Raw genomic sequence first — 24,745 nt, 5'->3', positions numbered from 1 at the left:
GGAACTTAAAACAAAGTAAAATGTAAACGTTGTTGTCTTAAGACTCCTTTGGCTGGCAGTTTTGCTCAACTTGCAAAAAATGCAGAAAAAAAGAAGCCCTCAATTTCAGTTTCGAAAGAACCTGTCAAGAATCCCCCTTTGAAGGTGTATCAACTGGGACACGAGGCTTTAAGGACTCCAGCTAATCGTATCGTGAAAGTTGATGATTCAATTAGAAAGTTAGTGAAAGATATGCTCATAACTATGTATTCATCAAAAGGTATTGGCTTAGCGGCACCTCAAGTAGGAATAAAAAAGAGATTATTAGTGATTGATTTAAATTTTGAAGATCCAAATTCCCCACCGATGGTATTTATAAATCCTGAGATAATTTCATCTAGTGCAAGCTTAGATACATATGAAGAAGGTTGTCTAAGTATCCCTGGTGTTTACCTTAATGTGATTAGGCCCTCCTCCATCAAATTAAGTTATCGGGATGAAATGGGTAGACCAAAAAAAATGAACGCAGATGGGCTCATGGCAAGATGCATTCAGCACGAAATAGACCACCTAAATGGTGTCTGTTTTGTTGATAAAGTCACTGATGAAGAAGAGTTGAAAAAACAATTAAATGAGCATAACTTCAATCAAAGTGATGTAATAAAAGAAACGAATTGAAAGAATCATGTAAATTCAAGCTATAAAGAATCGCATTAGATTCTTCTTATTGGTCTCTACTCACATTCAATGACAACAATTTTCGATAAAATTCTTAGTGGAGAAATACCTTGTGATGAAGTTTTTAGTGATAACAAATGCCTAGCTTTCAAAGATATTACCCCCCAAGCACCTACTCACATTTTAATAATTCCTAGAAAACCCATTAAAAGTCTGCAAGATATAAAAAAAGAAGATCAAGAACTATTGGGTCACTTACTTCTAAAGGGAACCGAAATTGCCAACGCTGCTGGTTTAGAAAGTTGGAGAACCATTATCAATACAGGAGAAGAAGCAGGTCAAACAGTATTTCACCTACACATTCACATCATTGGCGGCAGGAAATTAAGTTGGCCACCAGGGTAAATATTTGATTTTCATGATTTTTTATCAATACACACGATTGCCTTACTGGCTTAGTTAATGACCCAGATTCACCCATAAATGCGCTATAAGTTATGTAATTAATCGCGTCCAATGAATTCCCAAACTGCTGCAAATAAAAACAGCATTATTGATAAAGTAAAAATAAATTTACAAGATTTTTGGTCAAATCTTAGTGATAACCAGCAATCTATTTTAAAAAAAATATGGTCAATTTTAACTTACAAATGGCAATGGCAAATAATTCTGAATGCACCTTTTTTGGTTTTTTGGGTATTAGATCAAACTATTCCTTCAGTTCACTCTTTTGATATGCAGCTTATTTCTTCGCTACCAATACCAACGATAATAAAAACATATTTGGGTTTTAGCTAAGATATACAAATAAATGATTTTGATGAGTTTCTGCTCTCAAAAAGTGTCAAATTTAACTTTAAAAAATAAGCTAGCATTATTACAAATCAAGTATTTATTGACTTTGAAAGAATCAAATTAATATGACCTCATCTATTTCGAAAGCCCAAAAAGGACTAGTAAGCCAACTTATTAAATTAAGAAAACTCACTCAGCCATATTTTCTACCTTATACCAAGAACAATGGCTGGCTATTTGTCTATTTATTAATAGCTTTATTATTTTGTGTAGGAGGAACAGTTCTATTCTTACTAACAGGTTTAATGAGCCTGTTAACCAACTTAGCTCCAGCAATAACAAACCAATTTTTAGGAGGTGTTCAAAATTCCTTAAAGGTCATTTGGGATGGTCCTGCAGGAATAATAATTTCAAGTCTGTTTGCATTAGGAATTTTTTCATTTATTACGGTTCGTGGTCAGTTAAGGCAAAGAAGATGGCTTCCTTGGCTTTTGCTAGGAGTAATTATATTAATGTTATTGTCTGTCAACGGAATTAACGCTGGAATTACTTTTCTTGTCAGAGATATAACTAATGCGCTAATACAAAAAGATGAAAATGAAAGTTATAAAAATTTGTGGATTCTTGGAATTTGTTTTATTGCAGCTCTTCCAATAAGAAGCTTCCAATTTTATTTTTCAGCAAAGCTTCAGCTTTTATGGAGAGAGTGGTTATCCAAAAGCCTAATAAAAGACTATTTAGACGATAGGACATATTATATCTTAAATCCCAACGATGAATCTGACACTAATGTAGACAATCCAGATCAAAGAATTACAGAAGATGCCAGAGACTTTACTGCTCAAACAATTGATCTCTCACTAAATATTTTTGATTCTTTATTAGTATTTTCATTAAACATTTTTATTTTACTGAGTATAAGCAAAGAGCTAACACTTGCTCTGATAGTTTATGCCACATTAGTTTCATCTTTGCTACTTTTTGCTAGTAGAAAATTGTTTAAATTAAATTATGATCAATTAAGATTTGAAGCTGATTTTCGCTATGGTCTTGTTCATGTAAGAAACAACGCAGAATCAATTGCATTTTATTCTGGTGAAAATCAAGAAGAAAAAGAAGTCAGTAGAAGACTAAAGTCTGTAGTTGATAACTTTAATCTTTTAATAATATGGGAAGCATTATTAAGAGTGCTACAACGCTCTGGAATTTACGGAAGTGTTTTTATTCCTTTCATTATTCTTGCAGGACCAATTCTTAGCGGCCAAATGGACTATGGAAGTTTTCAACAAGCCAATTTGAACTATAACCTTCTTGAGGGATCTCTATTTTTTATCATTTACAAAATAGAGGCTTTGGCTAGATTCTCAGCTTCCATAGGCAGACTGGAAGGATTTCAATCAAACATGAATGAGATCAGAAATGACCAATTTGATGACTTCAAAGTAGAAATTAAAACGAACGATTCTATTATTCTTAAAAATGTAAGTATTAAAACTCCAGGGAAAGAGAATTTCCTAATTAATAACTTAAATCTAAGTATTGAGTCAGGTCAAAGTTTGCTTGTAGTAGGACCTTCTGGTTGCGGTAAGACATCTTTACTTCGATCTATTAGCGGTCTCTGGGCAATCCAATCTGGTGAAATAGAAACACCCTCAAACGGAGATTTACTATTTATCCCTCAAAAACCGTATATGACTCTTGGCTCTTTGAGAGAACAGCTTTGTTACCCATTAGATAAAAATAGATTCAGTGATGAGCATCTAAAAGCCGTTTTAGAGGAAGTCAAGTTACCTCAAATTATCCAAAGGTATCCTGATCTAGATATCAAACAAGATTGGCAAAGGCTTTTATCTCTTGGAGAGCAACAAAGATTAGCTTTCGCAAGACTTTTACTAAATTCACCAAAATATGTTGTTTTAGATGAAGCAACAAGCGCACTAGACGTAAATACAGAAAAGCATCTTTATGAACTTCTTAAGCAACGTGATATGGCATGCATTAGCGTTGGTCATAGGCCAACCCTAAAGAACTATCATGAAACTGTGCTTGAAATCACGGGAAACAAAGCTTGGCGATTATTGCCCGCTGAAAGTTACCAATTTACAGAGAACTAATGTATTCTATGAACTCCAATACTGAGACAAACCAACAAGATAATCAGTCAATAGAACAAGAAAAAACTGATTCAGAAATTACAAATCATTCACCTAGCGCAACCACAAATGATGTTCCTGAATTTGGGTGGAGTGGCTATGCAGAGAGAATAAATGGAAGATTTGCCATGATTGGTCTAATGGCAGTTCTACTTGTTGAAGCAATTAGTAAGATATCTTTTTTGGAATGGGCTGGAATAATTAATAAATAATGATTAATCATCAAATCTTGAACTGTTATCTCTTGGTCTCGATGAATTTCTTGTTGATTTTGAATAGGAGCTTTTAGAAGATGGTCTTTTATTCGAAGGGATTTGATCAGGATTTGGTGCAGATCTTCTACTAGCTCGTCTTACACCTTTTTCAACACTCGAGTAAGCAGCGTCTTCGATACTGTTATTACTTTTAGAAGGCCTCTTTGATGCAGTTGAGGGACTAGAGAAATTATCAGAATTTAGCCTTGAAGATGATGATTGAGGGGGATTAGAGGATAAATTTCTTCCCCGATTAGATGCTTGACCACTTGAAGAGGGACGATTACCTCGCCTAGTTTCTTGTCGGGTATTTCGCCTATCTCCAAAATTTGAGCTTCTACCTGAAGAGGATTCTGAATTATTAAATCGTTCCATTCTTCTATCTCTTTCAGCTCCTCGAGAATTAATTTCTGACGAACTAATATTTCTTGGCCTTCTACTCGAAGCCTGCTCAGGGATTGCCGCCCTCGATGGACGTCTTCCATAATTTTCATCATCTGCATATTCTTCTTGATAATCTTCTCTCCCTGAAAATCTTCTATTGATAGGTTGAGATTCCTCAAAGCGATCAAAATTCCTATCAGAGCCTGCATCAGACAAACCTCCTCTAGCAGATCTTGGCAACTCTGGTTCATCATCAAAATATGAAGATCTTCGTGCTTGATCAGTTGAAATACCTCTCAATCGAACACTTTCATAAGCAAAGAAAACAGTTGTCCCAGCAAGCAAAAACTGCCCAAACTGAAGAATGGGATCTAAACGCCATCCTTGAAAAAAAAGTATTCCTCCACAGAGCAAGCCAATAGCGGCAAAGAAAACATCATAATCCCTTGCCAATGCTGGCTTAAAAGATCTAAGAAAATATAGGCCAGCTCCGCATACAGCAAGAACTATGCCAACAATGCTGGCCCAATTTAGACTGGCATTGACCAAGTTTGCCCTCTTAAATAAACATTTTCAGGTTGAAAACAACCTTATTCTTATCAGTCTATGGCATAAATAGGTGATTGCTAGGGCTATCTACTCAATGCATCTTTTTGACTAACCCATATCAAGGCAGCCGCAGCAGGTGCAACTATCAAAGCTCCAGCCGCAAGAAAACTCCCTATCATTCCAACTGCAGAACTTGTAGCAGCTTGACTAGAAGTTCCAGCACTAAGGAACAAATTTAATAAATGAAAAGCCATTTCAGCTAATTCTTATGCAAGACCGAGTAATCTTAAGCAATAAAAGATGATTTAGACCATCTATTCAATAATGCTTTGAGCTTTGTGATGCCTCTGTTAGTTAAAAGTCTTCCAACAATACATTTTTTATTGGGTTTTGTAATAGGTGCCCTAACCCTTGCGTTCCTTCTAAGAATTATTTTAACTTGGTACCCCAAAATAAATTTAAGAACTGGTTTTTGGCCAATTATTTTCTTACCAACTGAACCTGTACTCGTGACTACTCGAAAAATTGTTCCTCCAATAGGAGGTGTAGATGTTACTCCCATTATTTGGGTAGGTCTCTTAAGCCTTTTTCGAGAATTGTTTCTTGGTCAACAAGGTGTATTAACTCAAATTATATTTTAATCTTTATAGCTATTTACAGCATTTCTTGTTCAACGAACTTTGTATGAACATCTCCTTTTATAAATTCATTTCTTTTAAGTAATTTCAAATGAAAATCAATAGTGGTGGTAATTCCTGTGACTGCACATTCATTTAAAGCTCTTTCCATCCTTTTTAGTGCAGCTTCTCTATCCCTTCCCCAAACAATCAATTTTCCTATTAAAGAATCATAAAAAGGAGGAATATCGTAACCAGTGTAAACATGGCTATCAACCCTTACACCAGGTCCACCAGGAGGTAACCAACCTGTAATTTTCCCTGGGGAAGGTCGGAAGTTGTGACTTGGATCTTCTGCGTTAATTCTACATTCAATTGCATGTCCTTCAAGCTTGATTTCTGCCTGAGTAAATTTTAATTTTTCCCCTCCAGCGATACGTAATTGCTCTGAAATTAGATCCATACCAGTAACCAACTCAGTAACAGGATGTTCCACCTGTATTCGAGTATTCATTTCCATAAAATAAAAACTTCCGTGCCGATCAAGAAGGAATTCCACCGTTCCAGCCCCTTCATAGTTGATGCTTTTTGCTGCTGCAACTGCTGCTTCTCCCATTCTTATTCTTAGGTGATGATCTAAAGCTGGACTTGGTGATTCCTCTAATAATTTCTGATGCCTTCTTTGGATCGAGCAATCTCTTTCTCCGAGATGAACAACGTTCCCATATCGATCAGCAAGAATCTGAACCTCTACATGCCTTGGGCGATCAATAAATTTCTCCATATATAATCCTGGGTTACCAAATGCAGCCTCTGCTTCACCCTGCGCAGCTTTAAAAAGATTCTCCAATTCATCAGCATGACTAACTAAACGCATGCCTCTTCCACCGCCTCCTGCAGTTGCTTTAATCATTACTGGGTAGCCCATTTCAGAGGCAAGCTTGGATGCGTCTGAAACACTATCTAGTAAGCCCTCACTTCCAGGGACAGTAGGTACTCCAACCTTTTGCATAGTCGATTTAGCTGTCGACTTATCACCCATGGAACGAATTGCATGAGGAGATGGGCCGACAAAAATAAGCCCGTGGTCGCCGCAAATCTCTGCAAATCGATCATTCTCAGCTAAAAAACCATAACCAGGATGAATAGCATCTACTCCTCTTGATGTCGCTGCAGCAAGTATATTTGGAACATTTAAATAACTTTTACTGCTAGGCGACTCTCCGACGCATACAGCTTCATCAGCCAATTGAACATGTAAAGCATTTTTATCAACAGTACTGTAAACAGCGACAGTAGAAATCCCCATCTCGCGACAGCTTCGGAGAATTCTTAAAGCTATTTCGCCACGATTAGCTATCAGCAGTTTGCCTATGGGCATTCAAAATTATTAAGTCCTCATCTGGATCGTATCAGTATTTGTGCCAAAGATTGAAACCCATTAGGTAGAAGCTTAATAGGTTAAGCATTATGATCAGGGTTACTTGGTGCTTAACTGAGTTAACTTGCGGATGTGGCGGAATTGGTATACGCGCATGTCTAAGGAACATGTGGCTTTGGCCTTGCGAGTTCAAGTCTCGCCATCCGCATTCTTCAAAACTGATGCTCATCAATAAATGAGTCATAATTCTTTAGCAATTATTTTTGTCTCCAATGGACCAGGTGAACTAGCGACTTGGGTTAAGCCACTCGCTAAAGAGCTTCATAAACAGCTAGAGCTAAAACCCAGAGTAAATAATTCTTCAATATCATTAAATTTAGTACTCGTTCCATGCCCTAATGCAACTGGTCATGAAATTATTGCTGCCAAAAAATGGTTGCGATTTGAAAAAATAATAAAAGCAAAGAATTTCTGGGAGCTTCTTTTGAACCCTAAAAAATTTGGTTCATGGCCACCCAACGGGTTAGTAATTTTTTTAGGAGGAGATCAATTTTGGAGCGTTCTACTTTCAGCAAGGTTCGGGTATTTACATATGACATATGCAGAGTGGATAGCGAGGTGGCCTTTTTGGAACAATAGAATTCTTGCGATGTCCGAAAGGATTGTTGATAAATTACCAAAACGAATTCAACCTCGTTGTGCAGTCATCGGAGACCTCACAGCTGACTTAACTGAAACTGCAAAAATTGATGATCCACTCCCCTCTGGAAAGTGGGTTGCTCTGCTGCCAGGTTCAAAAAGTGCGAAACTAAAAATTGGAATACCTTTCTTTCTTGATGTGGCAGATAAAATATCAAAATCAATGCCAAATTGTAAGTTCTTAATTCCTCTTGCTCCTACCACAAATATAAATGAACTCAAATACTTTGGGAGTAACAAAAATCCAATTTCAAAACAATATAAATCTGGAATAAAATCAATTACTAAAGCCAATTTTAAAGAAGCAAGAGGGATCTTGATAACCAAAAATTCTACAGTAATTTTAATACAAGAAAAGCATCCAGCATATAGTGATCTAAGCCAGTGTGATATCGCACTAACAACAGTAGGAGCAAATACTGCTGAGCTGGGAGCATTAAATATTCCAATGATTGTTGTTGTTCCTACACAACACATTTTAGTTATGGAAGCATGGGATGGTTTTGTAGGCTTAATAGCTAGATTACCAATTTTAAAGTGGTGCCTAGGGTTATTAATTAGCTTTATAAAACTGAAAAAAAGAGGATATATGGCATGGCCAAATATATCTGCAAAAAAAATGATTGTCCCAGAAAGAGTAGGGCATATAACCCCCACACAAATAGCTGAAGAAACAATTGATTGGCTAAATTCACCTACAAGGCTTTCTGGCCAAAAAGAAGATCTACAAGCACTAAGAGGTAGCAAAGGTGCAGCAAAAAAATTTTGTCAGCAAATTATAAATCTTCTTCAAGAAAAAAAGCTTTTAAATTAATCACCATGGATCTTCAATATCTATAAGTTCTTTATCATTAGACATCATATCTTGAGAATTTTTTATCGATGATTTTTCTAAAGGTTCGACATCAATTGGTTCTTCTTTTCCTGAAATTTTTGATCTATTCTTATTATTTTGAGAGGAGATTTGAGCCTGAAAGTTATTAGATCTATTTTCAATTTTTGATTCATTATAGTTTACTTCATCTTTTTCAGTTTCAGAATAAATTGAGGGCTGTTTAGGTTCATCTAAATATCTTAATTCTGTATTGTATTGTTGTTCTTCTGAATCTTGTAATTCTACATATTCCATCTCTTCTTCTTCAAATATTTCTTCTTGGGATTGTTCTATAAATTTTTGATCATCATTTGCACTCTCGCCAGAAGTTAATTGATTTTCAACTGGGACAAGATTAACTCTGTACCTTTCTCTTTCACTCTCTTCCCATCCCGAATTACCAACTCCGAGCTTTTCAAGGAAACCGCTATTTAATTGTTTTAATTTCTCCTCAGCTCCCTCATAAACAATTATTCGATCTGGACCACTACTGACAATTTCATTAACAGGCATCTCCCAAGTACTTAAAACTCCTTCACCTAATAAAGGGACGCCTAGCGCTCCCATAACCAAAGTAAGTAATTCTCCAGTTTCAATATCAAAAGAAAATCCAAGCACTCTCCCCAGCTGATCTCCCGATTCAGTAATAACTTGACAATTGATAACCTTATTAAATCTTTCAGGAACAAAATTCTCAATTAATGAATCTATGGTATCGACTAAAATCACATCACCTACTTGACGAATCTGATCAAGAGGAAGCCATCTTGGCAAGCCAGGTAAAAAACGCGTTAAGGGATTATCTCTTAATCCCAAAGCAACAACTTCTCTACGATCAATATCAACAACAACTTCCCCTACAAGACCCAACCTACGTCCAGTATCACGTGTAATAACCTGAGTCCCCATCAACTCAGAACGAAGCCATAATCTGTCACTAGGGACATCAGATGTTGATTCTTGTGGGGCTTGCGTGTTGGTCAACTCAAATATGCAGAAATTAGATTGGTAGAACCATATTGGATCATATTAGTAAATTCAATCAAGCTGCTATTGGTAACCCAACAACTTGAGTATGATTTCCCCTCGCTTGCGTAACTCCAATAGTCCTCATTGAGGCTCCAATCATAGGTCTTCTATGACTTACGACAAGAAATTGTGCCTGTTCAGCTTGTTGAGCAATTAAAGCCGCTAACCTTTCAACATTTACTCCATCCAAGAAACTATCTACCTCATCAAGGGCGTAAAAAGGGGAAGGTCTAAAACGTTGCAAGGCAAAAAGAAAACTCAAAGCTGTTAAGGATTTTTCTCCACCTGACATCGCTGCAAGCCTTCTTACAGGCTTACCTTTTGGATGAGCAACCAAAGTCAAGCCACCTTCCAAGGGTTCGTCAGGGTTTTCAAGCTGCAAATGCCCATCTCCTTCAGATAAACTTGCAAAAATGTCACGAAAATGTATATCAACTGCCTGAAAAGCCTCCATAAAGGCCTCCTGACGCAAAGTTGCAACTGTCTCTATTCGAAGCAATAACTCCGATCTTTCATCAGTTAGAACTTGAAGTCTGTTTTCAAGTTCATTAAGCCTCTCATCTAATTTGGCCAATTCCTCCAATGCAAGCATATTGACAGGTTCCAATGCTTCCATTCTTTTCTGCAAAACTTCCAATCGAGAAAGTAGAGCATCCAAACCACTATCTCTTATTTCATCTGAGATGACGGGAATGGGGTTTGGAAGATTCTTCTCTAATTCAGTACATCGAATAGTTTCCATTCGCATTTCTTCCTTCATGTTTTTTTGATCTTCCCTTAAACGTTGGAGACTCCATTTCATTTCTTGTAAATTCAATCGTTTTTTAGCTACATCAGCTTCTACGCAATCTCTTTCTCTTCGTTGTTCACCAAAGCGAGTTTCTAAATCTTTTTGTTGATTTATCAAATCTTGCTGATTGTTATTAAGTAGTTTGCTTTGCTCACGCCAAGCGATATGAGCAGAAGCAAGAGTATCTATAGAATCCTTTAAACGTTTTTCTTCGCTTATTAAAGAAGCCTCTTGATCATTTAATCGATCAATCGCAAGCTTGTTTTGAGATTGCTTATTTGAAATCTCATCTCTTTTATTTCTAAAAGCAAGAAGATTTTTATCAGCATCTTCGAGATCATTTTGTAATTTAGACCAAACTGATGAGTCACTTGATTTATCTATTGTTTTGTCTTCCTTCTCAATTTCTAATAAAACTAACTCTAGAGGTTTAATAATCGAATTAATAGATTCTAATTGAAATAGCTTTTCTTTTTTAGATTTTTGAAGATCATCAATCCTTTTTGAGCGATTACTTTGGCGTTCTAATAAAGGCGAATTTGATCTTTCAGAAGTTACTCTTTCAGCATCAAGTGCTGCTTTCTTTTGTTCTAATGTACTGAGCTGAGTTCTTAGATTATCTAGCTTATGGATGAGTTGATTTTCGTTATTTTGACAATTAGCTAGAGTCTCACCAACTTCTAACAATCTATGCTTTAAAAGATCACAATCATCGTTATCTTTTACTCTTCCAAAACTCAAACCCAAGGCTCTATTATTTAAACTTCCACCAGTCATTGCTCCACTTTTCTCCAACAATTCACCTTCTAAAGTAACAGCTCTTTTCATACCAATTTGATCACGAGCTGATGACAAGTCACTAAAAACAATTGTCTCACCAAATACATATAAGAAAACATCTTTATATATTGAATCAAACTTAACCAAGTCAATAGCCTTTCCAATTAATCCAGTATTTTTATTGATATTAGTCTGAACAGATCTCTGAAATACATCAGACCTATTTTGAGAGTTTTTTAAAATCTTATTAAGAGGTAAAAAAGTCAATCTTCCAGCTCTTTTTCGTTTCAAAAGATCAATTGATATTGCAGCAATTCGATCATTATCCACAACAACCTGAGCAAGCCTTGCACCAGCAGCAACCTCAAGAGCTATCCTATAACGATCCTCAACTTCGCCTAAATTCGCAACAGGTCCATGTATACCTTCAATCCCAGATTCTAATAACAAAGTTATTGCATTTGTCCCTCGGCTTTCGGATATAATTTCTTTCCTACTTTCTAAACGGGCAATATCATTTTGAAGCTTTAATTGTTCTTTTTCTAATCTATATTTCGTGCGCTCTTGTATACCTTTCTCAGATACTAATAATTGAAATTCTTCTTTTTTAATAGAAATTAAATCTAAAATACTATCCCATTGTTTATTCAAATTATTAATTTCTATATGTACTTTATCATTGGAAGATTCATCAGCTTTTTGATCAGTTTCTAATTCTTTTAAAATAACATTTAATTGCAATAAACTTTCTTCAATATTTTGTTTCTCTAGTCTTTTAGGATCTAATTCCAATCGGATTTTATTCAGATCATCTCTGGCTTTCTGATGTTTTTCTATCCATGCACCAGAACGACCTGCTACATCTGAAAGCTTCCTTCTAGAAGATTCAACCCAAGCCTCAGCTTCTTTGCATCTTAATTCAGCTTCTTCTAGATCTTTAGGATTGATCTCATTCAATTTACTTTGTAAATCAGTTTGATAATCTTTCTTTTTCTGAAGAAGATTATTTCTAGATTCCTGTAATTTTTCTCCTTCATTCTTATGATTAAGTCCTTGTCTTTCTAGCTCTCTATGTTGAGATTCAATTCCTGCTAGCTTACCTTGAACTTCAAGTAATTGATCTTCACCAAGTTCTTTAACATTTTTTTGTAAAATATCTAATTTTTCTATAGATTTTTTCAACTCATTTTCATTATTCAGTAACTTATCTGCATCTATTTTTTCTTTTTTAATCAATTCTTTATGATCTATATCTAATTTTTCCAATCCCTTTTTTACATTTTCATAAGATAAAACTAATTCTTGCTGTCTGCCAATTAATAATTGGTTTTTTAGATCTTTATATAAACTTGCTTTCTCACAATCTTTTTGCAACCGCTGTTTGGAAAGAATCAATTCTTGTTCAACAATCCGACAACGTTCCTGCCGTTCATAAACATCATCCAACTTTGAACGAGTTTGATCAATACGAGTATCAAATAGTGCAACACCAGCAAGTTCGTCTATCAGACCCCTACGATCTTTATTACTCATGGAAACAATTCGAGTAACATCTCCCTGCATAACAACATTGCTCCCTTCAGGATCGATCCGTAGACGCCTTAATTGGGTTTGTAATTGCTGTAAGTTACAAGTCTCACCATCAGCGCTGTAAGTGGAAGCATATGACCCTCCTGGCATAACTTTTAATCTTCTTGATACTGTCCATTCTTTTTGATCAGGCTTAATCCAAGGTCCATCCTCAGTATGATCTATACCTTCTTCGGCATCATCAGGCACCCAATCAGTAAGATCAAATTTTACTGTTACTTTAGTTTCCGAAGATTTACCAGCTTTTAATACGCCACTGTTAACCAAGTCAGGCAATCTATCCGCTCTCATACCTCGACTATTTGCAAGGCCTAAACAAAACAAAACTCCATCAAGAATATTGCTTTTACCTGAACCATTCGGACCCGTTACAACTGTAAAACCCTCTTCCAATGGAATCGACATCGACCCACCGAAGGACTTGAAATGAGACAAATCTACGTGATTGATATGGACCAACAGAATGCATCCACAATATGAATGAGATTAGCGAAATATCAGAGAAACTCAAGTCCTTCTAACTCAGAAGAAATAATTACTTTTTCCTGAAAATTCTGCAACCATTTTCATCTATTGCCAAATCCACTTCAAGCTTGTCCCAAATCAGCGATACATTTATAAAACTACTCTCAATTGATGGAAAAGATTTAAAAAAAATACCTTGCTTAATTCTTGATGCAAATCCTCTATTACCTGAAACAAACTTTTCTTTGATATCAAGCCAGTAAAGATTATGAGGTGCGATACAAATGGAATCTACATAAGGTCCATCTAATAGCGGAATATCACTCAATCGCCAAGTTCTGCAAAAATCTTTATCTTCTAAAAGCAAATCAAAATGGATCCCCTTAATGTCATTTGGTGATCCAATGTGCTTTAACAAAACCCACCTATAAAATTTGTTTTCACCAAAATTACTCAATTGAAAAATATTAAAAAACTAAAAAGAAAATTTCCATAAAAATTCTTCAGGAGATAAATCTCCTCAACAAGAATTTCTGAACGATTCGTTTTTTAGCTTTATGCCTCAGGTACAAACCTTAAAGCAATTAAAAGAAGGCTTCCAGCACCTGCTATTGCAGCTAAAACAAGACCAAAATCAGTAGGGATTGTATTAGAAGCAAAAACCATTGATGAAATTCCGACGCCCATGGGTTTATAAGGAGATACCAATGACCTTTAGCACTATAAGTATTCGAATAGCAATATTTGTAAGCAAAGACGACGAAATATTCTTGTGAAATTCTGGACTTAAAACATTTAAAACTCAAACAAAAAGAATTCTTTTGAGGCAAATTTCAAAATTGAATTCCATTAAGGGGTTTCGATTAGGGCAATATCTCTCTATTCTTTAATAAACCTTTAGGTTTATGGAATAAGTGAATTCCTCACCATCTTCATCATCAAATTCAGTCGACACTGAAGAAGCTATTTCTGAAAAGGCTCCAGAACAATGGTTCAATGAGCAGTTTGATAATTTATTGCCAAAAATTCAAGAGCGTTGGCCAGATTTAGCGAAACAAACATTAGAAGCAACTAAAGGCAGTCTCGAAGATTTAATCAATGTCATATCTGTGCATTCAGGAAAAAACAGTTTTGGAGTGCAAGAACAACTAGAAGAAATTTTTCATTCAGCAACTGACACAACCAAAGGTCTAGCAGAGTCTTTAGAGCCTCTCGAAAAACAGCTTGAAGAACTTCTAGATGAATTAAACAGTACTCTTAGACCACGAATTGAGAAACCAGTAAGAAAAAGACCTCTTTTAGCCATAGGTATTGCTGCTGGAATTGGAGTCATATTTGGCATACTGCTTAGTGGAGGCAGAAGAAATTAATGACCAACTCAGAACGCAAAAAAGGAATAGGCGCTGCAGCAAGAGTGACTGCATTAGCAAGTTCAGTTATGGATCTCCATGTACGTATTGCTCTGCAAGAAATGGACAGAGAAAAACGCCGGCTAATAAGTGGTGTGATTTTCTTAGCTACTGGAGGCGTATTAATGTTATTGGCCTTACTTGGGTCTGAATTAATTCTGGGATATTGGCTTAGAGACTTGCTTGAAATAGATAACAAAGCAACAATTTTAATTTTAGTATTTATAAATCTTGTATTGGCGGGGATGAGTCTAAGAATTGGAGGATATCTTGCTAAAGGTCCTTACCTTCCAGAAACATTGGAGGGAATTGCAAAAACCACAAGAGCTGTTTTAGGAAAAAATTAAATCATTTAATTTTATAATTCAACCATCGGCAATCGATTGAACCGTTATTTACTGGAAAACGTCGACTTGCTTTCATCCCTAAATATTTACTAAGTTTTGGATTTCCATTAAGTAACCAAAGATCCCATCCAGAGGCTTCTTTTTTGCAATATTGGCCTAATTGTGTATAAAGATCAGGTAGTTCATTTACATCTCCTATTCTTTTTCCATATGGAGGATTACAAATTAAAAGTCCTAATCCAGGAGGTAATTTAAATTCTTGAAAAGGACGATTGATTATTTCTATATAATTTTCTAAGCCCGCTTTCCTAACGTTATCAATGGCACAGGAAGCAATACTTGCATCAACTTCACAGCCAATTATTTTAGGTAACTTCTTATTTAAAGGTGTTATGTTCTGTGCCATTTTTAATTCTTTACCCCAAATAGAGGTATCAAAATCCGGCCAATTCTTAAACAGAAATTTCCTATCCATACCAGTTGCAATTCCAAGCAACATGCTCACTGCTTCAATCAAAAATGTTCCAGAACCGCATAATGGATCGACCAGATTATTAGTTCCATCCCACTCAGTCATTCGCATTAAACCTGCAGCTAATGTCTCCTTAATTGGAGCTATTCCAACAGCTGGTCTGTACCCTCTTTTGTGAAGACTAGAGTTAGTACCATCAACGCTCAAAACGGCTTGATAATTTGACAAGTGCAAATGAAAACAAATATCTGGATTTTTCAAATCAATACTTGAACGCAAACCCCAACGTTCTCTTTGTAAATCAATTATTGCGTTTTTAACCTGCAAAGCCGTGAAATGGGTATGTGATAATCCTTCTCCAAATCCAGTGACATTTACTCTAAAACTTTGTTTGGGCTGAAGCCAATTTTCCCAATCAAGTGACCTTTGAACACCCCTATAAAGTTCATGAGTACCATGACAAGGAAATGTGCAAATCTCTCTTAAAAATCTAAAAGACAAGCGAGCCCTTAAATGTATTCTGTATAAACAAGCCATATCAGCTTCAAATGAGATATGCCTCCTTGAAGCTTTAACTGATTCAGCTCCAAGTTCTATCAACTCTTTTGCACCCTCTTTTTCAAGACCTTCTGAAATAGATGCAACAAGTTTCATTATTTAATAAGTTATTTAAAAAGGTTAAAAAAGTTCTTTCAACACTAATCGATTAATCCCAAAAGATCTGTCAGAATGTATGTGTCTATTTTCAAATGGACTAGGTGATTCACACCAGTATCTCGGACAGCGGTTCGATTCCGCTCAGCTCCATAAATGGGGCTGCAATGGCTTCGACGGGGTATCAGGCGAGTGACTGAAGCCTGCTCGGTCAGAGCAAAACCATAACTGCTAACAACATCGTTAGTTTCTCCCGTCAAACAGCCCCTGTTGCTGCTTGATCTTTTAGGAGATGGGGCCAGGTCAGCCTTATTACCCAATTGATCCATGGACGCTGGAAGGCGTCCTTTTTAATTGCAGCACAACGAGTCTCAAGATCTCAAAAAAAAGCAAAATAGTCTTTGGGGGCAAAATCGGGGGCAAAAAATCAAATAAAGATCTGCACGATTTTCGGGGGCAAAACTGGGGGCAAAATCCAATATTCCTCTTGAGAAGCAATTCTCAATCATCTCAAAAACATAAAAAAGGACTGACCTAAGTCAGGCCAACTGGTTTAGTAATCAAAACACTCAGGTCTATTGCGCCAAACAGGAGAATCGCAATTTGTCCGTCCAGTTCTTTCCTCTATGACTGGCTTGCTTTGAACTGTTTTAATTATTTTCTTTACCCAATCAGGCTCATCAATTGTGATCTTCTCTCTTTTAAAACTGAACTTGATCTTATCTAATTCATTTGTTCTTTGAATAACGATACTGACTTTCTCTCCTTCTTCTCCCTTCATCAACTGGAGGGCTTTATCAATACCCAAACCTTTCATTGACCAGTCATCAATAGAGATGAGCTCATCACCTTGCATAACTCCTGATTTAGCTGCTGGAGAATCTTTTATGACCCGATTAATAACTATATTTCCAGTCTTTTGATCTGAAGACATGTGTATCCCTAGTCCTACATATTCTTCTTCACCTTCCCTTGTATAGCCCTCTACTCCACTTAAAAAGCAAAAATAATTTGCAAGTTGATAAGCCATCATATCAGGTCTAATTTTCTCCCAGGCACCCCCTTGGTAGTAAGAGCCAAAAGGTGGATTGTCGTATCTAACTTCAATTTTGCTTGAAAAATCACTACATCTCAATCTCAATTTGCCTACATAACTAGCTATGTAATCCCTTTCACCTACCTCATCTTTTGTCGCTCTTCTCTCTACATAAAAACGGAATTTACTTCCCTTAAGTTCTACGTCCTCAGTATCAATAATCCAAGCCTCATCGATTTTCATCCACTTGGTTGGTTTTAATGACTCTGGAATCCCTGCAAAAGCTGGTGAAGAAAGAGCGAGTATTAGAGGTGCAATTAGTAAGCGTTTCATTAGCACTTTCTAGCTGATCTAGTTCCATCTCACATCAATATAGAGGCAACGTATTACCCAATTGATCCATGGAGCCTGGAAGGGCTCCTTTTTAATTGGTATAAAAGAGTCTTTTAGTCACACCAAATGGTTACACATAGGTATGCGGGAAAATTAGTATATTAAAACTGCCGGAAAAAGTAGGGTAAATCAAGGCTAGCTCACATGATTCTCTTCCAAGCAATTAATATTTAATTGAAAATTATAAAGAATTGATTAATGTGAATATCTATATTCAATTTACAGTCTTAAGTTAAATAAACCTTATAAACTATACAGATGGTTGAAATCCCTATTCGAAGTAAATATTTTTTTAAGTACCTCATCCTAGATAATTTTTTTTCTGATAATGAAATGCAATATTTCAATCGATTTGATATTTCAAAAGTACCTTCAACTCAATTCACTACAATCTATCAAGCACGTATTTTCAAAGATAAGAATATCGAGCCTAAAGCCACAAAAGGAGGTCCTTTATCCATTGATAATATCATATCTATGCATAATAAGTATGAAGAATTTTTTTATTCAATACTTTCAAAACTTTGTCCTGCAAAATCCAATCTTATAGAGTATATAGATTATAAAATTGTAGTGACTGGTAAAGATTATAAATACCAAATTCATGATGACGTAGCTTCTAAATTGTTATCTACGGTAATTTATTTAAAGCCAGAAAAAAATATCGGTACAATTATTTATCCTTGCCCAAACTATATATTGTTTAATGGAAAAATTCTTTCCCCAAGTGAAGGGGTTGTAGTTGATTGGAAAGTAAATAGAGCCCTAATATTCTCGCGAATTAATCAAAAAACATGGCATTCTTACCAAGGCGATGGCAAATCTAATAGATTGGCTTTTGTAATTAATGTAGGAACAGATAAAGCTAAAGAGGTTATGGAGATAGAAAACAGTAAAGAATTTAAAGAGTCAATCACATGGGCAAATTGAAAGAAATAATAGAAATAACTTTGATCTACTAGAGCCAAGCAAGGAACTTAAAAATGAAATGGACAAAAAAGAAAAAATCTATTTAGAAATAAAGAAATTATAATTAATTGTTACAAGCTACAAAAAGCTTGAGTTCATCTTTTATAAGCATTAAATTAATTGATACATACAAGTTTCTTATATAGTTGGTAAATACAATAATTTTTAATAAGTAATTAAATTTATAATGACAAGTCTGATAAAATTTTTTAAACATCATTAATTTTATGCATCTATCTATTTTTGCTTTAGCCTCATCAGAATGGGGAATTGCTAGATTTACAACTGATTCTTTTGCTTTAATTTCATTAGCAGTATTAGCAAGCCTTCCTATTCAATTACTAAAAAATAAAGCCAACTTCAAAAATATATGGACCAGCGAAAATGCTATCTCAAAAAAATAAATAAATCTTTTAAAACTTTATAATCTATGTATAAATTAAATAAAGTATTAAAAAACTAATATATTTTTTGAGTACATTTAAGACATTTTTTCGAATAATTCCTTATGATAGTCAACAACATTTTGACAGCTTATAACTGGAGTGATTTCCATATCTATGCCAAACTGAGCTCTCCATGGGGCAAAATGTTGGAAAAGTTCCTTATCACCATTTGCATTACAGAGAATAACAACACGACCCTCTCCAGGAGCATGAACACGAAATAGCATTTCAAATCCATCAAAATTATCTTGTTTAGACATCTCTCCATTTTCCCAAAATTTTACAAACTGCTTGTAAGCAGCAATTTGGTTATCAGTATCTGTGAACTGGCAATCAACCAAATAGAGTTGCATTAGTCTTCCAATAAAAACAAAGTTTAGCTAGAAACACAAAATAAATTGCTGATATATCGATCAACCAACAAATGATGTTATAAAAAGAAGACAAAAGAAAAAAGAACGCTTAGGAACTAATTTACAGATCAAAAATACTGATGAGTATTCATCATCTAAAAAATTTCTACATTATAAAGGAGAATTGAAAAATCCATTTGAGAATAAAAATATACACATAAGAATCAAAGGACCTAGACCAAATACAAAGAGAACAAGTTTTGCAGTTCTAGGTGTTGTCTTTGTCTCCTCATTTGCTTGCATTATTTTAGAAGTTAATTTTTTTTTAGATTTTTGTCTAGACATATTGCAAATAAACTAAAAAACTATCATAGCAGTTATAAATTAAGAGTGAAACTGTATTAGAAAAAGTAATTCTAATTAATCAGACAACAAATTTTTAAATCTGATTAATTAGATAAGAAAAGGATATAATTTTTTAAATATTCGATAATTTAGAAAATTTGTATTGCCAAATTACATTATCAATTCATAGATTAGAAAAGAGATCTTAGTCGATTTCTTGAATAATTTTCTCTATTGTTTTAGCAGTATCAAACCAATTAAAAGACTGAGCTCGAGATGGGCCTTCTTGAAAAGCTTTTTCGAAGCATTTTTTATCATTTACGACTACATTCATCGCAAAAGCTATGGATTGGATATCTAATGGATCAATAAAATAAGCATAATTTCCCATAACTTCTCGAAGTGCGCCTATTTCAGAAGCGATAACCGGCGTTCCACAAGCCATTGCCTCAAGAGCTGGAAGGCCAAATCCTTCCCAAAGACTCGCAATAATAAGCGCTTGACATTCGTTTAATAATGATAATTTTTCATCATCATCAATCCAACCTTTCCAGATACACAAATGTCCAAGATTATATTCATCAATTAGTTTTATAAGACTTGGTGTATACCTTTTGTCAAAAGGGCCTACAAAAATAAGCTTATAATTATTAATTTTGGCATATGCAAATGCTTTGATAACCCTTCCTAAATTTTTATGGGGATTATGTCTACCAATAATAAGAAAGAATTTTTGTCTATTTTTTTTTATTGGATAATACTTTTTATTATTAAATCCTAACCGAATTGGAAATAATTTATGCATAGGCACCTTATAAAAACTATTCAAATCATTAGCAGTAGAAATAGAATTACATAAAATTATCGTTGATTGTTTTAAAATTAAAGGGATATAAACTAAATGGTATAAAGTTAAAAATGATATCGACGGATACCTAATTGGTATTAAATCATGTGCCAAAACAATCGATTTCACATTGGTAAACAATGGTGCTTCCAATAATGGTGATAAAAAATATTCAGAATTTGTATTATTCATTAATGTTGGAACAACATTTTGAAGCCAGTACAATCGTCTAAAATGGCTTTTCAATCCTGAACCCGGAGATAAGTTATTAGGTATGTAAATATCACCTTTTATACCTATATCTTTTGGTACAAGTGTAGTTATTTTGTGGGCTGATAAAGAATATAGTAAATTCTTAGAAACAACTCCAATACCTGTATTTTTTTTTGTTATGTAGCTACCATTAAAAACTATAGAAGTCATTGTTATAATATTCACATAGAAACTATCTTAGATAATAGTCATTCAAATGTTGAGAGCAAACTTTTTTTTTAATTTTTTTAAATACAGGCAAAATAGTAGTCATCAAATTGTGCAATATAATTCAAATCAAAGTTTTGCCTTAGAAGATCAAATCAAAACTAAAATTATAGAGATAGATCAAAAAATATCAAATACTAGCAAAAACCTAGTTGAGGCACAAATTGTAAAATTCCGTTCCATATTCTCCAAATCTAATAATTTTCTAGAACAAATTGGAAAGAATGTATACAAAACAAAATTAGAGGACTCAATTAATTGGCACCAAAAACAACTTAAAGAATTATATCGTAGTCGTAAAGAATTAGAAATCAAGCTAGAAAAGCTTAAAGGTATATTTTGGCTAAATAGAATCAAAAGACTTCTGAGAACTATATTAATAGGCTTTTTGATATTTCTAATTCTATTTATATTTTTCTCTGGTTTTATGATTATTATTTATTTAATGCCGTTACTTATATTAATTTTCTTGGGATATTTTATATCCACAAATAAATTTTAATCAAGCTTAAAAATAGTCAAATTTAAATCAATTTAATAATCTCTGAATAATACTTTTTCATAATTTTCTTGATGAATTTGACAGCTTTTACGTAAAAAACTCATACACATACACCCAAGGAACTGGCTGAATCAGCATAAATAATTTCTGAAAAGTAAGTAATTTTAGAGAATGATTATTGGCACCAGCAAAACATATCATCTATTAATGCGCCTGCTGAAGGCACTACCAGTTAGAAGAAGAAGGTCGCTATTGAAATTAATTCCTGTAGCAGCCTTGACTGGTTTAGTCGATGTGATCGTAGTTGGAATTGTTTCTAGATTGTTTACTGTTTTTATAGGTCAACCTAATCAGCCTCCACTACCATTTCAAAATTTCATACCTGAAGACCCAAAAACAAAAGTTATTAGTCTAGTCTTCATATACATAGCAATGAATTGGCTAGCATCATTTTCAAAATTATTTCTTAAAGCAGCCCAAGAAAGACTTCGAGTAGCAATTTGGAAAGACTTATCGGAACTAGCACAGAAAAAATTACTATCTCAACCATATGAATTCTTCTTAAATAAGAAAAAATCTGATTTATCGTCAAAAGTATTGATCAATATTTCAAGAGTCTCAGAATTCCTAGTAAGACCCATCCTTCAGATTTCTAGTGGTTTATGTGTGATTACATTTATATGCATTGCTGTCCTTTTTATAGCAAAATCTATAGCTCTATATTTAATCATAAGTCTATTAATTTTTTATATATTTATTTCATTATTTGTAACGCCTTTTATCAGGCATTCATCTCGTCAAAGAATCAAATTAGAGAAAGAAACAAATAATATACTCACTGAATCAATGCGGACAATCATAGATGTTCACCTTACCAGCTCAGAATCTTACTTTGAGAAAAGATATCAGTTAGCGAGTCAAAGCTCTTTCCCATTCATTTGGAAAGCTGAAGTTTTACCTGAATTACCTAGATCATTAATTGAACCTTTTGGTATTACATTGATTTTTGTTATTGGTCTTTTTCCATACATAACCGGGCAAAACGATTCAATACTTATTGAGATAGTTCCATTCTTAGCAACAATTGCAGTAGCTGCATTAAAACTAACGCCTCCATTGCAAGATTCATTTAGAGCATTAACTTCTATGCGTGCATCAATACCTGATTTAGAAGAAATACTAAAGTTAATAGAACTTCCTTCTAGTAGGCTAACTAAAAGATCAATAGGCGTTCCTACTAAACAAGGAATTGAACCTAGGAATAATATAAAACTTGAAAAATTGAGTTACAAGTATCCCAACAGTAAAGAATACACTTTAAAGGGGATTAATCTAACTATTCCAATAGGTTCAAGAATAGCTTTTGTAGGAGAAACTGGAAGTGGAAAAACCACCACAGCTAATCAATTGCTATGCCTACTTAGGCCAACAGAAGGACATTTATTATTGGATGGAGTTGAAGTTACTGATACAGAAGTCCCTGCTTGGCAGGATTGTTGTTCTTACGTTCCGCAATCAATTACTTTATTAAATAGCAATATTATTGAAAATATTGCATATGGATTAGATAAAGCAATCATAGATAATGGAAGAGTTTGGGATGCACTTAAGGCGGCTCAATTAGCAGAATTGGTATCAGAAATGCCAATGGGGTTGCATACCTCCATTGGTGATAATGGCATAAGACTATCTGGGGGGCAAAGACAACGACTAGCAATAGCAAGAGCTTTTTACAGGCAATCAAAATTATTAGTTTTAGATGAAGCAACTAGTGCCTTAGATAACCGAACAGAAGCAGAGGTCATGGATGCGATTGAAATTATAGGTAGACGTTGCACAATAATCACTATTGCTCACAGATTATCCACAATTGAAAGATCAGATTGTATATATGAATTTAAAGATGGGAAAATAATTGCCTTTGGCAATTATCAACAACTACTAAAACAATCAAAAACTTTTTTTAATATGGTAGAAATAGCCAAAAGGAAACACATATCAAATATATGAATCTAAGACAATTTTAAAATATAAAAAAATTTTTATTCGAAATTAAACTTTAAAAAAGAAGTTTAAAGTCTATAAATTCTTTGGCTGAAAGATAAAAAATAAGAGCTGTTCCAATCAGTGATCCAGAAAGTCCTCCTAAAAAACCAAAAAATAATGTACTCAAATTTTTCCCATCAGTAGTTGGTACTTGAGTAGACATAGGCAGTCTTTCGACTACTTTCAAGCGCTCAGTTGCAGGTCTTCGACTGTTTTGTTGATGTTTAACAAGTGCTTCGAAATCTGGCATTGAACTTGTTTAGCAATGGAACAATAGGCCGACCAACCTGACATTCGCCTGGGATCGGATCGACCTTTATCATCTACAGCATCAATTACTGCTGCTCCTTGATTTTCTGCTTTATCAAAAGCAGATAGCAAAGGAATTTCACCTTGTAATACAGTTAGGGCAAATTTTTCTAAAGCTTCTCTTGCTTCATTTGCAATTCGCCTTTGGCGGAAATCAACTTTAACCAATAAAACTGCATGAGGAATATTTAACTGTTTTAGTAAAGAGGCTAATTCAACAGTTAATTCAACCGACCTTGCTTGTGGCGCTGTAGGTAAGAGTACAAGGTCAGATCCAGCTGCTAAATGTTTCAATTCTTCTTCATCAGTACTTGCTTGTCCATCAGTGATAACAATTTCAGAGAATCTCGTTGCTTTAGCCGCTGCCTCTACAGGAACAATATTAAAATCAAGATTACCTCTGGATCCATAAGCAAGAGCCGATCGATTTCTATCAGCATCAACTAAACAAACATTTTTCCCTTGAGCAGACCATACGCTTGCTAGATGGATTGAGGTACAAGTTTTAGCCACTCCACCTTTTTGGCCACACACAGTTATGAACAAAGGAAGTGATTTACATCTAAAATTAATCTGCAAGATTTAATTACAAAGTCAAGTAGCCATTAGAAGATCAATCAAGAGATACTTATACAAAAAAATTATTAATATAAGAAAAGCATATATAAATATGGTTATTTTGTATTTTTAAATACAAATTTATAGCATAATTAGTAATTTAATCAACAAAAGAAAATATTTATGCTTGCAAGAATTTTTTTCTACTGCATATTAATAATATGTATTGGCACAAGAAATGTTCATTAAAAACATTTTATTAAATACAAAAAGAAATCTTTCAACCATTTTAAGTATTTTCAATAAACAACAAGAAGAACTATCAGATAGATGTGAAAATCTTACATCTATACCAGGCATTGGAACAAAAAATTGTAATAATTTCTATGAAGCTGGATATATGACACCAGAATCAATTATATCTGCATCTGACGAAGAACTTTTAAATATACCCGGAGTTGGTATTAGCTTTGTTAAAAAGTTACGAAAAACATTAGGTAGAGTATAATTTTAAGTAATTAATAAGTAAAAAAAAATATTTTTTCTTTGAATATATAAAGTC

Annotated in this window: 26 protein-coding genes and 1 tRNA gene; 14 read left to right on the top strand and 13 right to left on the bottom strand. The window is 34.3% G+C overall.

The genetic code is table 11. The features are described from left to right. Nucleotides 1-48 precede the first annotated feature (48 nt). From def to O5637_RS08170, 5 genes are all read left to right on the top strand, one after another. The gene (gene def, locus O5637_RS08190; RefSeq protein WP_269604100.1) at nt 49-657 is read left to right on the top strand and encodes a peptide deformylase; all 609 of its coding nucleotides are present in this window, start codon (nt 49-51) and stop codon (nt 655-657) included. A 69-nt stretch (nt 658-726) separates the two neighbouring features. Next, on the top strand, nt 727-1,062 hold the full coding sequence (locus O5637_RS08185; protein ID WP_269604098.1) for a histidine triad nucleotide-binding protein: 336 nt from the start codon (nt 727-729) through the stop codon (nt 1,060-1,062). Between the two features lie 111 nt (nt 1,063-1,173). Continuing rightward, on the top strand, nt 1,174-1,455 hold the full coding sequence (locus tag O5637_RS08180) for a hypothetical protein (RefSeq protein WP_269604096.1): 282 nt from the start codon (nt 1,174-1,176) through the stop codon (nt 1,453-1,455). A 122-nt stretch (nt 1,456-1,577) separates the two neighbouring features. After that, a complete protein-coding gene (locus tag O5637_RS08175; RefSeq protein WP_269604095.1) occupies nt 1,578-3,566 on the top strand; it encodes an ABC transporter ATP-binding protein/permease in 1,989 nt (662 codons plus the stop codon). An 8-nt stretch (nt 3,567-3,574) separates the two neighbouring features. Next, nucleotides 3,575-3,817: a chlorophyll a/b-binding protein gene (locus O5637_RS08170; RefSeq protein ID WP_269604094.1), complete on the top strand. Its 243-nt coding sequence runs from the start codon at nt 3,575-3,577 to the stop codon at nt 3,815-3,817. A gap of 3 nt (nt 3,818-3,820) precedes the next feature. On the opposite strand, the gene O5637_RS08165 is transcribed toward O5637_RS08170, so the two are convergent. After that, nucleotides 3,821-4,792, bottom strand: coding sequence for a Ycf66 family protein (locus O5637_RS08165; RefSeq protein ID WP_269604092.1), 972 nt, complete (start codon nt 4,790-4,792; stop codon nt 3,821-3,823). Between the two features lie 83 nt (nt 4,793-4,875). Continuing rightward, nucleotides 4,876-5,046 (bottom strand): photosystem II reaction center protein PsbX, encoded by a 171-nt coding sequence (gene psbX, locus O5637_RS08160; protein ID WP_269604091.1) that lies wholly within the window; start codon nt 5,044-5,046, stop codon nt 4,876-4,878. Between the two features lie 87 nt (nt 5,047-5,133). Here psbX and O5637_RS08155 point away from each other — a divergent pair, with 87 nt between their 5' ends. Continuing rightward, entirely contained in the window at nt 5,134-5,433 is a 300-nt protein-coding gene (locus O5637_RS08155; RefSeq protein WP_269604089.1) for a YggT family protein, read from the top strand. Nucleotides 5,434-5,446: 13 nt separating this feature from the next. Here O5637_RS08155 and accC read toward each other — a convergent pair whose 3' ends face one another. Then, the gene (accC, locus tag O5637_RS08150) at nt 5,447-6,790 is read right to left on the bottom strand and encodes an acetyl-CoA carboxylase biotin carboxylase subunit (RefSeq protein ID WP_269604087.1); all 1,344 of its coding nucleotides are present in this window, start codon (nt 6,788-6,790) and stop codon (nt 5,447-5,449) included. Between the two features lie 126 nt (nt 6,791-6,916). Here accC and O5637_RS08145 point away from each other — a divergent pair. Beyond that, nucleotides 6,917-6,998: transfer RNA gene (locus tag O5637_RS08145), tRNA-Leu, on the top strand. A 27-nt stretch (nt 6,999-7,025) separates the two neighbouring features. Continuing rightward, on the top strand, nt 7,026-8,303 hold the full coding sequence (locus O5637_RS08140; RefSeq protein WP_269604086.1) for a glycosyl transferase: 1,278 nt from the start codon (nt 7,026-7,028) through the stop codon (nt 8,301-8,303). On the opposite strand, the gene O5637_RS08135 is transcribed toward O5637_RS08140, so the two are convergent. The 4 genes from O5637_RS08135 to O5637_RS08120 all read right to left on the bottom strand — a co-directional run bounded on the left by O5637_RS08135 (nt 8,304) and on the right by O5637_RS08120 (nt 13,704). Next, nucleotides 8,304-9,347, bottom strand: a complete 1,044-nt coding sequence (locus O5637_RS08135; protein ID WP_269604084.1) for a PRC-barrel domain-containing protein — start codon at nt 9,345-9,347, stop codon at nt 8,304-8,306. Between the two features lie 58 nt (nt 9,348-9,405). Continuing rightward, nucleotides 9,406-13,011: a chromosome segregation protein SMC gene (smc, locus tag O5637_RS08130; RefSeq protein WP_269604082.1), complete on the bottom strand. Its 3,606-nt coding sequence runs from the start codon at nt 13,009-13,011 to the stop codon at nt 9,406-9,408. Between the two features lie 76 nt (nt 13,012-13,087). Further along, entirely contained in the window at nt 13,088-13,474 is a 387-nt protein-coding gene (locus O5637_RS08125; RefSeq protein ID WP_269604081.1) for a hypothetical protein, read from the bottom strand. Between the two features lie 98 nt (nt 13,475-13,572). Next, nucleotides 13,573-13,704 (bottom strand): hypothetical protein, encoded by a 132-nt coding sequence (locus O5637_RS08120; RefSeq protein ID WP_269604080.1) that lies wholly within the window; start codon nt 13,702-13,704, stop codon nt 13,573-13,575. Nucleotides 13,705-13,931: 227 nt separating this feature from the next. On the opposite strand from O5637_RS08120, the gene O5637_RS08115 reads away from it, so the two are divergent. Both O5637_RS08115 and O5637_RS08110 read left to right on the top strand, forming a co-directional pair. Then, on the top strand, nt 13,932-14,387 hold the full coding sequence (locus O5637_RS08115) for a DUF883 family protein (RefSeq protein WP_269604078.1): 456 nt from the start codon (nt 13,932-13,934) through the stop codon (nt 14,385-14,387). Next, nucleotides 14,387-14,773: a phage holin family protein gene (locus O5637_RS08110; RefSeq protein ID WP_269604076.1), complete on the top strand. Its 387-nt coding sequence runs from the start codon at nt 14,387-14,389 to the stop codon at nt 14,771-14,773. The genes O5637_RS08115 and O5637_RS08110 overlap by 1 nt, the downstream gene beginning before the upstream one ends. A 1-nt stretch (nt 14,774) precedes the next feature. Here the strand turns inward: O5637_RS08110 and O5637_RS08105 are convergent, their stop codons facing one another. Both O5637_RS08105 and O5637_RS08095 read right to left on the bottom strand, forming a co-directional pair. Next, nucleotides 14,775-15,899 (bottom strand): THUMP domain-containing class I SAM-dependent RNA methyltransferase, encoded by a 1,125-nt coding sequence (locus O5637_RS08105; protein ID WP_269604074.1) that lies wholly within the window; start codon nt 15,897-15,899, stop codon nt 14,775-14,777. A gap of 553 nt (nt 15,900-16,452) precedes the next feature. Next, entirely contained in the window at nt 16,453-17,268 is an 816-nt protein-coding gene (locus O5637_RS08095) for a PDZ domain-containing protein (RefSeq protein ID WP_269604072.1), read from the bottom strand. A 318-nt stretch (nt 17,269-17,586) separates the two neighbouring features. Here O5637_RS08095 and O5637_RS08090 point away from each other — a divergent pair, with 318 nt between their 5' ends. Together O5637_RS08090 and O5637_RS08085 are read left to right on the top strand one after the other, a co-directional pair. Further along, nucleotides 17,587-18,258 carry a hypothetical protein gene (locus O5637_RS08090; protein ID WP_269604071.1) on the top strand — a complete coding sequence of 224 codons (672 nt, stop codon included), beginning with the start codon at nt 17,587-17,589 and terminating at the stop codon, nt 18,256-18,258. A 266-nt stretch (nt 18,259-18,524) separates the two neighbouring features. Further along, the gene (locus O5637_RS08085; RefSeq protein WP_269604069.1) at nt 18,525-18,701 is read left to right on the top strand and encodes a hypothetical protein; all 177 of its coding nucleotides are present in this window, start codon (nt 18,525-18,527) and stop codon (nt 18,699-18,701) included. Nucleotides 18,702-18,778: 77 nt separating this feature from the next. On the opposite strand, the gene O5637_RS08080 is transcribed toward O5637_RS08085, so the two are convergent. Together O5637_RS08080 and O5637_RS08075 are read right to left on the bottom strand one after the other, a co-directional pair. Further along, a complete protein-coding gene (locus tag O5637_RS08080; RefSeq protein WP_269604067.1) occupies nt 18,779-19,096 on the bottom strand; it encodes a DUF3303 domain-containing protein in 318 nt (105 codons plus the stop codon). A 550-nt stretch (nt 19,097-19,646) separates the two neighbouring features. Beyond that, the gene (locus O5637_RS08075) at nt 19,647-20,711 is read right to left on the bottom strand and encodes a glycosyltransferase family 4 protein (RefSeq protein WP_269604066.1); all 1,065 of its coding nucleotides are present in this window, start codon (nt 20,709-20,711) and stop codon (nt 19,647-19,649) included. Nucleotides 20,712-21,441: 730 nt separating this feature from the next. On the opposite strand from O5637_RS08075, the gene O5637_RS08070 reads away from it, so the two are divergent. After that, entirely contained in the window at nt 21,442-23,280 is a 1,839-nt protein-coding gene (locus tag O5637_RS08070) for an ABC transporter ATP-binding protein (RefSeq protein WP_269604064.1), read from the top strand. A 49-nt stretch (nt 23,281-23,329) separates the two neighbouring features. On the opposite strand, the gene O5637_RS08065 is transcribed toward O5637_RS08070, so the two are convergent. Together O5637_RS08065 and O5637_RS08060 are read right to left on the bottom strand one after the other, a co-directional pair. Continuing rightward, complete coding sequence (locus tag O5637_RS08065) at nt 23,330-23,503, bottom strand: hypothetical protein (protein WP_269604062.1); 174 nt, start codon at nt 23,501-23,503, stop codon at nt 23,330-23,332. After that, nucleotides 23,500-24,171 (bottom strand): AAA family ATPase, encoded by a 672-nt coding sequence (locus O5637_RS08060; protein ID WP_269606955.1) that lies wholly within the window; start codon nt 24,169-24,171, stop codon nt 23,500-23,502. Before O5637_RS08060 ends, O5637_RS08065 begins: the two co-directional genes overlap by 4 nt. A 250-nt stretch (nt 24,172-24,421) precedes the next feature. Here O5637_RS08060 and O5637_RS08055 point away from each other — a divergent pair, with 250 nt between their 5' ends. Continuing rightward, the gene (locus tag O5637_RS08055; protein ID WP_269604060.1) at nt 24,422-24,691 is read left to right on the top strand and encodes a helix-hairpin-helix domain-containing protein; all 270 of its coding nucleotides are present in this window, start codon (nt 24,422-24,424) and stop codon (nt 24,689-24,691) included. Nucleotides 24,692-24,745: the final 54 nt, after the last annotated feature.

Origin of the sequence: Prochlorococcus marinus str. MIT 0917, from assembly GCF_027359575.1 — a bacterium.
Taxonomy (GTDB): domain Bacteria; phylum Cyanobacteriota; class Cyanobacteriia; order PCC-6307; family Cyanobiaceae; genus Prochlorococcus_B; species Prochlorococcus_B marinus_D.
The sequence above is the reverse complement of the archived record's forward strand: the minus strand, read 5'-3'. Positions and strand labels throughout refer to the sequence as shown.

What these genes read in the sequence shown, in the direction of transcription:
- O5637_RS08075 (WP_269604066.1), bottom strand. Translation starts at nt 20,711, where the DNA reads ATGACTTCTATAGTTTTTAATGGTAGCTACATAACAAAAAAAAATACA.
- O5637_RS08155 (WP_269604089.1), top strand. Translation starts at nt 5,134, where the DNA reads ATGCCTCTGTTAGTTAAAAGTCTTCCAACAATACATTTTTTATTGGGT.
- O5637_RS08180 (WP_269604096.1), top strand. Translation starts at nt 1,174, where the DNA reads ATGAATTCCCAAACTGCTGCAAATAAAAACAGCATTATTGATAAAGTA.
- O5637_RS08170 (WP_269604094.1), top strand. Translation starts at nt 3,575, where the DNA reads ATGAACTCCAATACTGAGACAAACCAACAAGATAATCAGTCAATAGAA.
- O5637_RS08085 (WP_269604069.1), top strand. Translation starts at nt 18,525, where the DNA reads ATGCATCTATCTATTTTTGCTTTAGCCTCATCAGAATGGGGAATTGCT.
- O5637_RS08090 (WP_269604071.1), top strand. Translation starts at nt 17,587, where the DNA reads ATGGTTGAAATCCCTATTCGAAGTAAATATTTTTTTAAGTACCTCATC.
- accC (WP_269604087.1), bottom strand. Translation starts at nt 6,790, where the DNA reads ATGCCCATAGGCAAACTGCTGATAGCTAATCGTGGCGAAATAGCTTTA.
- O5637_RS08140 (WP_269604086.1), top strand. Translation starts at nt 7,026, where the DNA reads ATGAGTCATAATTCTTTAGCAATTATTTTTGTCTCCAATGGACCAGGT.
- O5637_RS08055 (WP_269604060.1), top strand. Translation starts at nt 24,422, where the DNA reads ATGTTCATTAAAAACATTTTATTAAATACAAAAAGAAATCTTTCAACC.
- psbX (WP_269604091.1), bottom strand. Translation starts at nt 5,046, where the DNA reads ATGGCTTTTCATTTATTAAATTTGTTCCTTAGTGCTGGAACTTCTAGT.
- O5637_RS08105 (WP_269604074.1), bottom strand. Translation starts at nt 15,899, where the DNA reads ATGAAACTTGTTGCATCTATTTCAGAAGGTCTTGAAAAAGAGGGTGCA.
- O5637_RS08120 (WP_269604080.1), bottom strand. Translation starts at nt 13,704, where the DNA reads ATGGGCGTCGGAATTTCATCAATGGTTTTTGCTTCTAATACAATCCCT.
- O5637_RS08185 (WP_269604098.1), top strand. Translation starts at nt 727, where the DNA reads ATGACAACAATTTTCGATAAAATTCTTAGTGGAGAAATACCTTGTGAT.
- O5637_RS08110 (WP_269604076.1), top strand. Translation starts at nt 14,387, where the DNA reads ATGACCAACTCAGAACGCAAAAAAGGAATAGGCGCTGCAGCAAGAGTG.
- O5637_RS08095 (WP_269604072.1), bottom strand. Translation starts at nt 17,268, where the DNA reads ATGAAACGCTTACTAATTGCACCTCTAATACTCGCTCTTTCTTCACCA.
- O5637_RS08070 (WP_269604064.1), top strand. Translation starts at nt 21,442, where the DNA reads ATGATTATTGGCACCAGCAAAACATATCATCTATTAATGCGCCTGCTG.
- O5637_RS08080 (WP_269604067.1), bottom strand. Translation starts at nt 19,096, where the DNA reads ATGCAACTCTATTTGGTTGATTGCCAGTTCACAGATACTGATAACCAA.
- O5637_RS08175 (WP_269604095.1), top strand. Translation starts at nt 1,578, where the DNA reads ATGACCTCATCTATTTCGAAAGCCCAAAAAGGACTAGTAAGCCAACTT.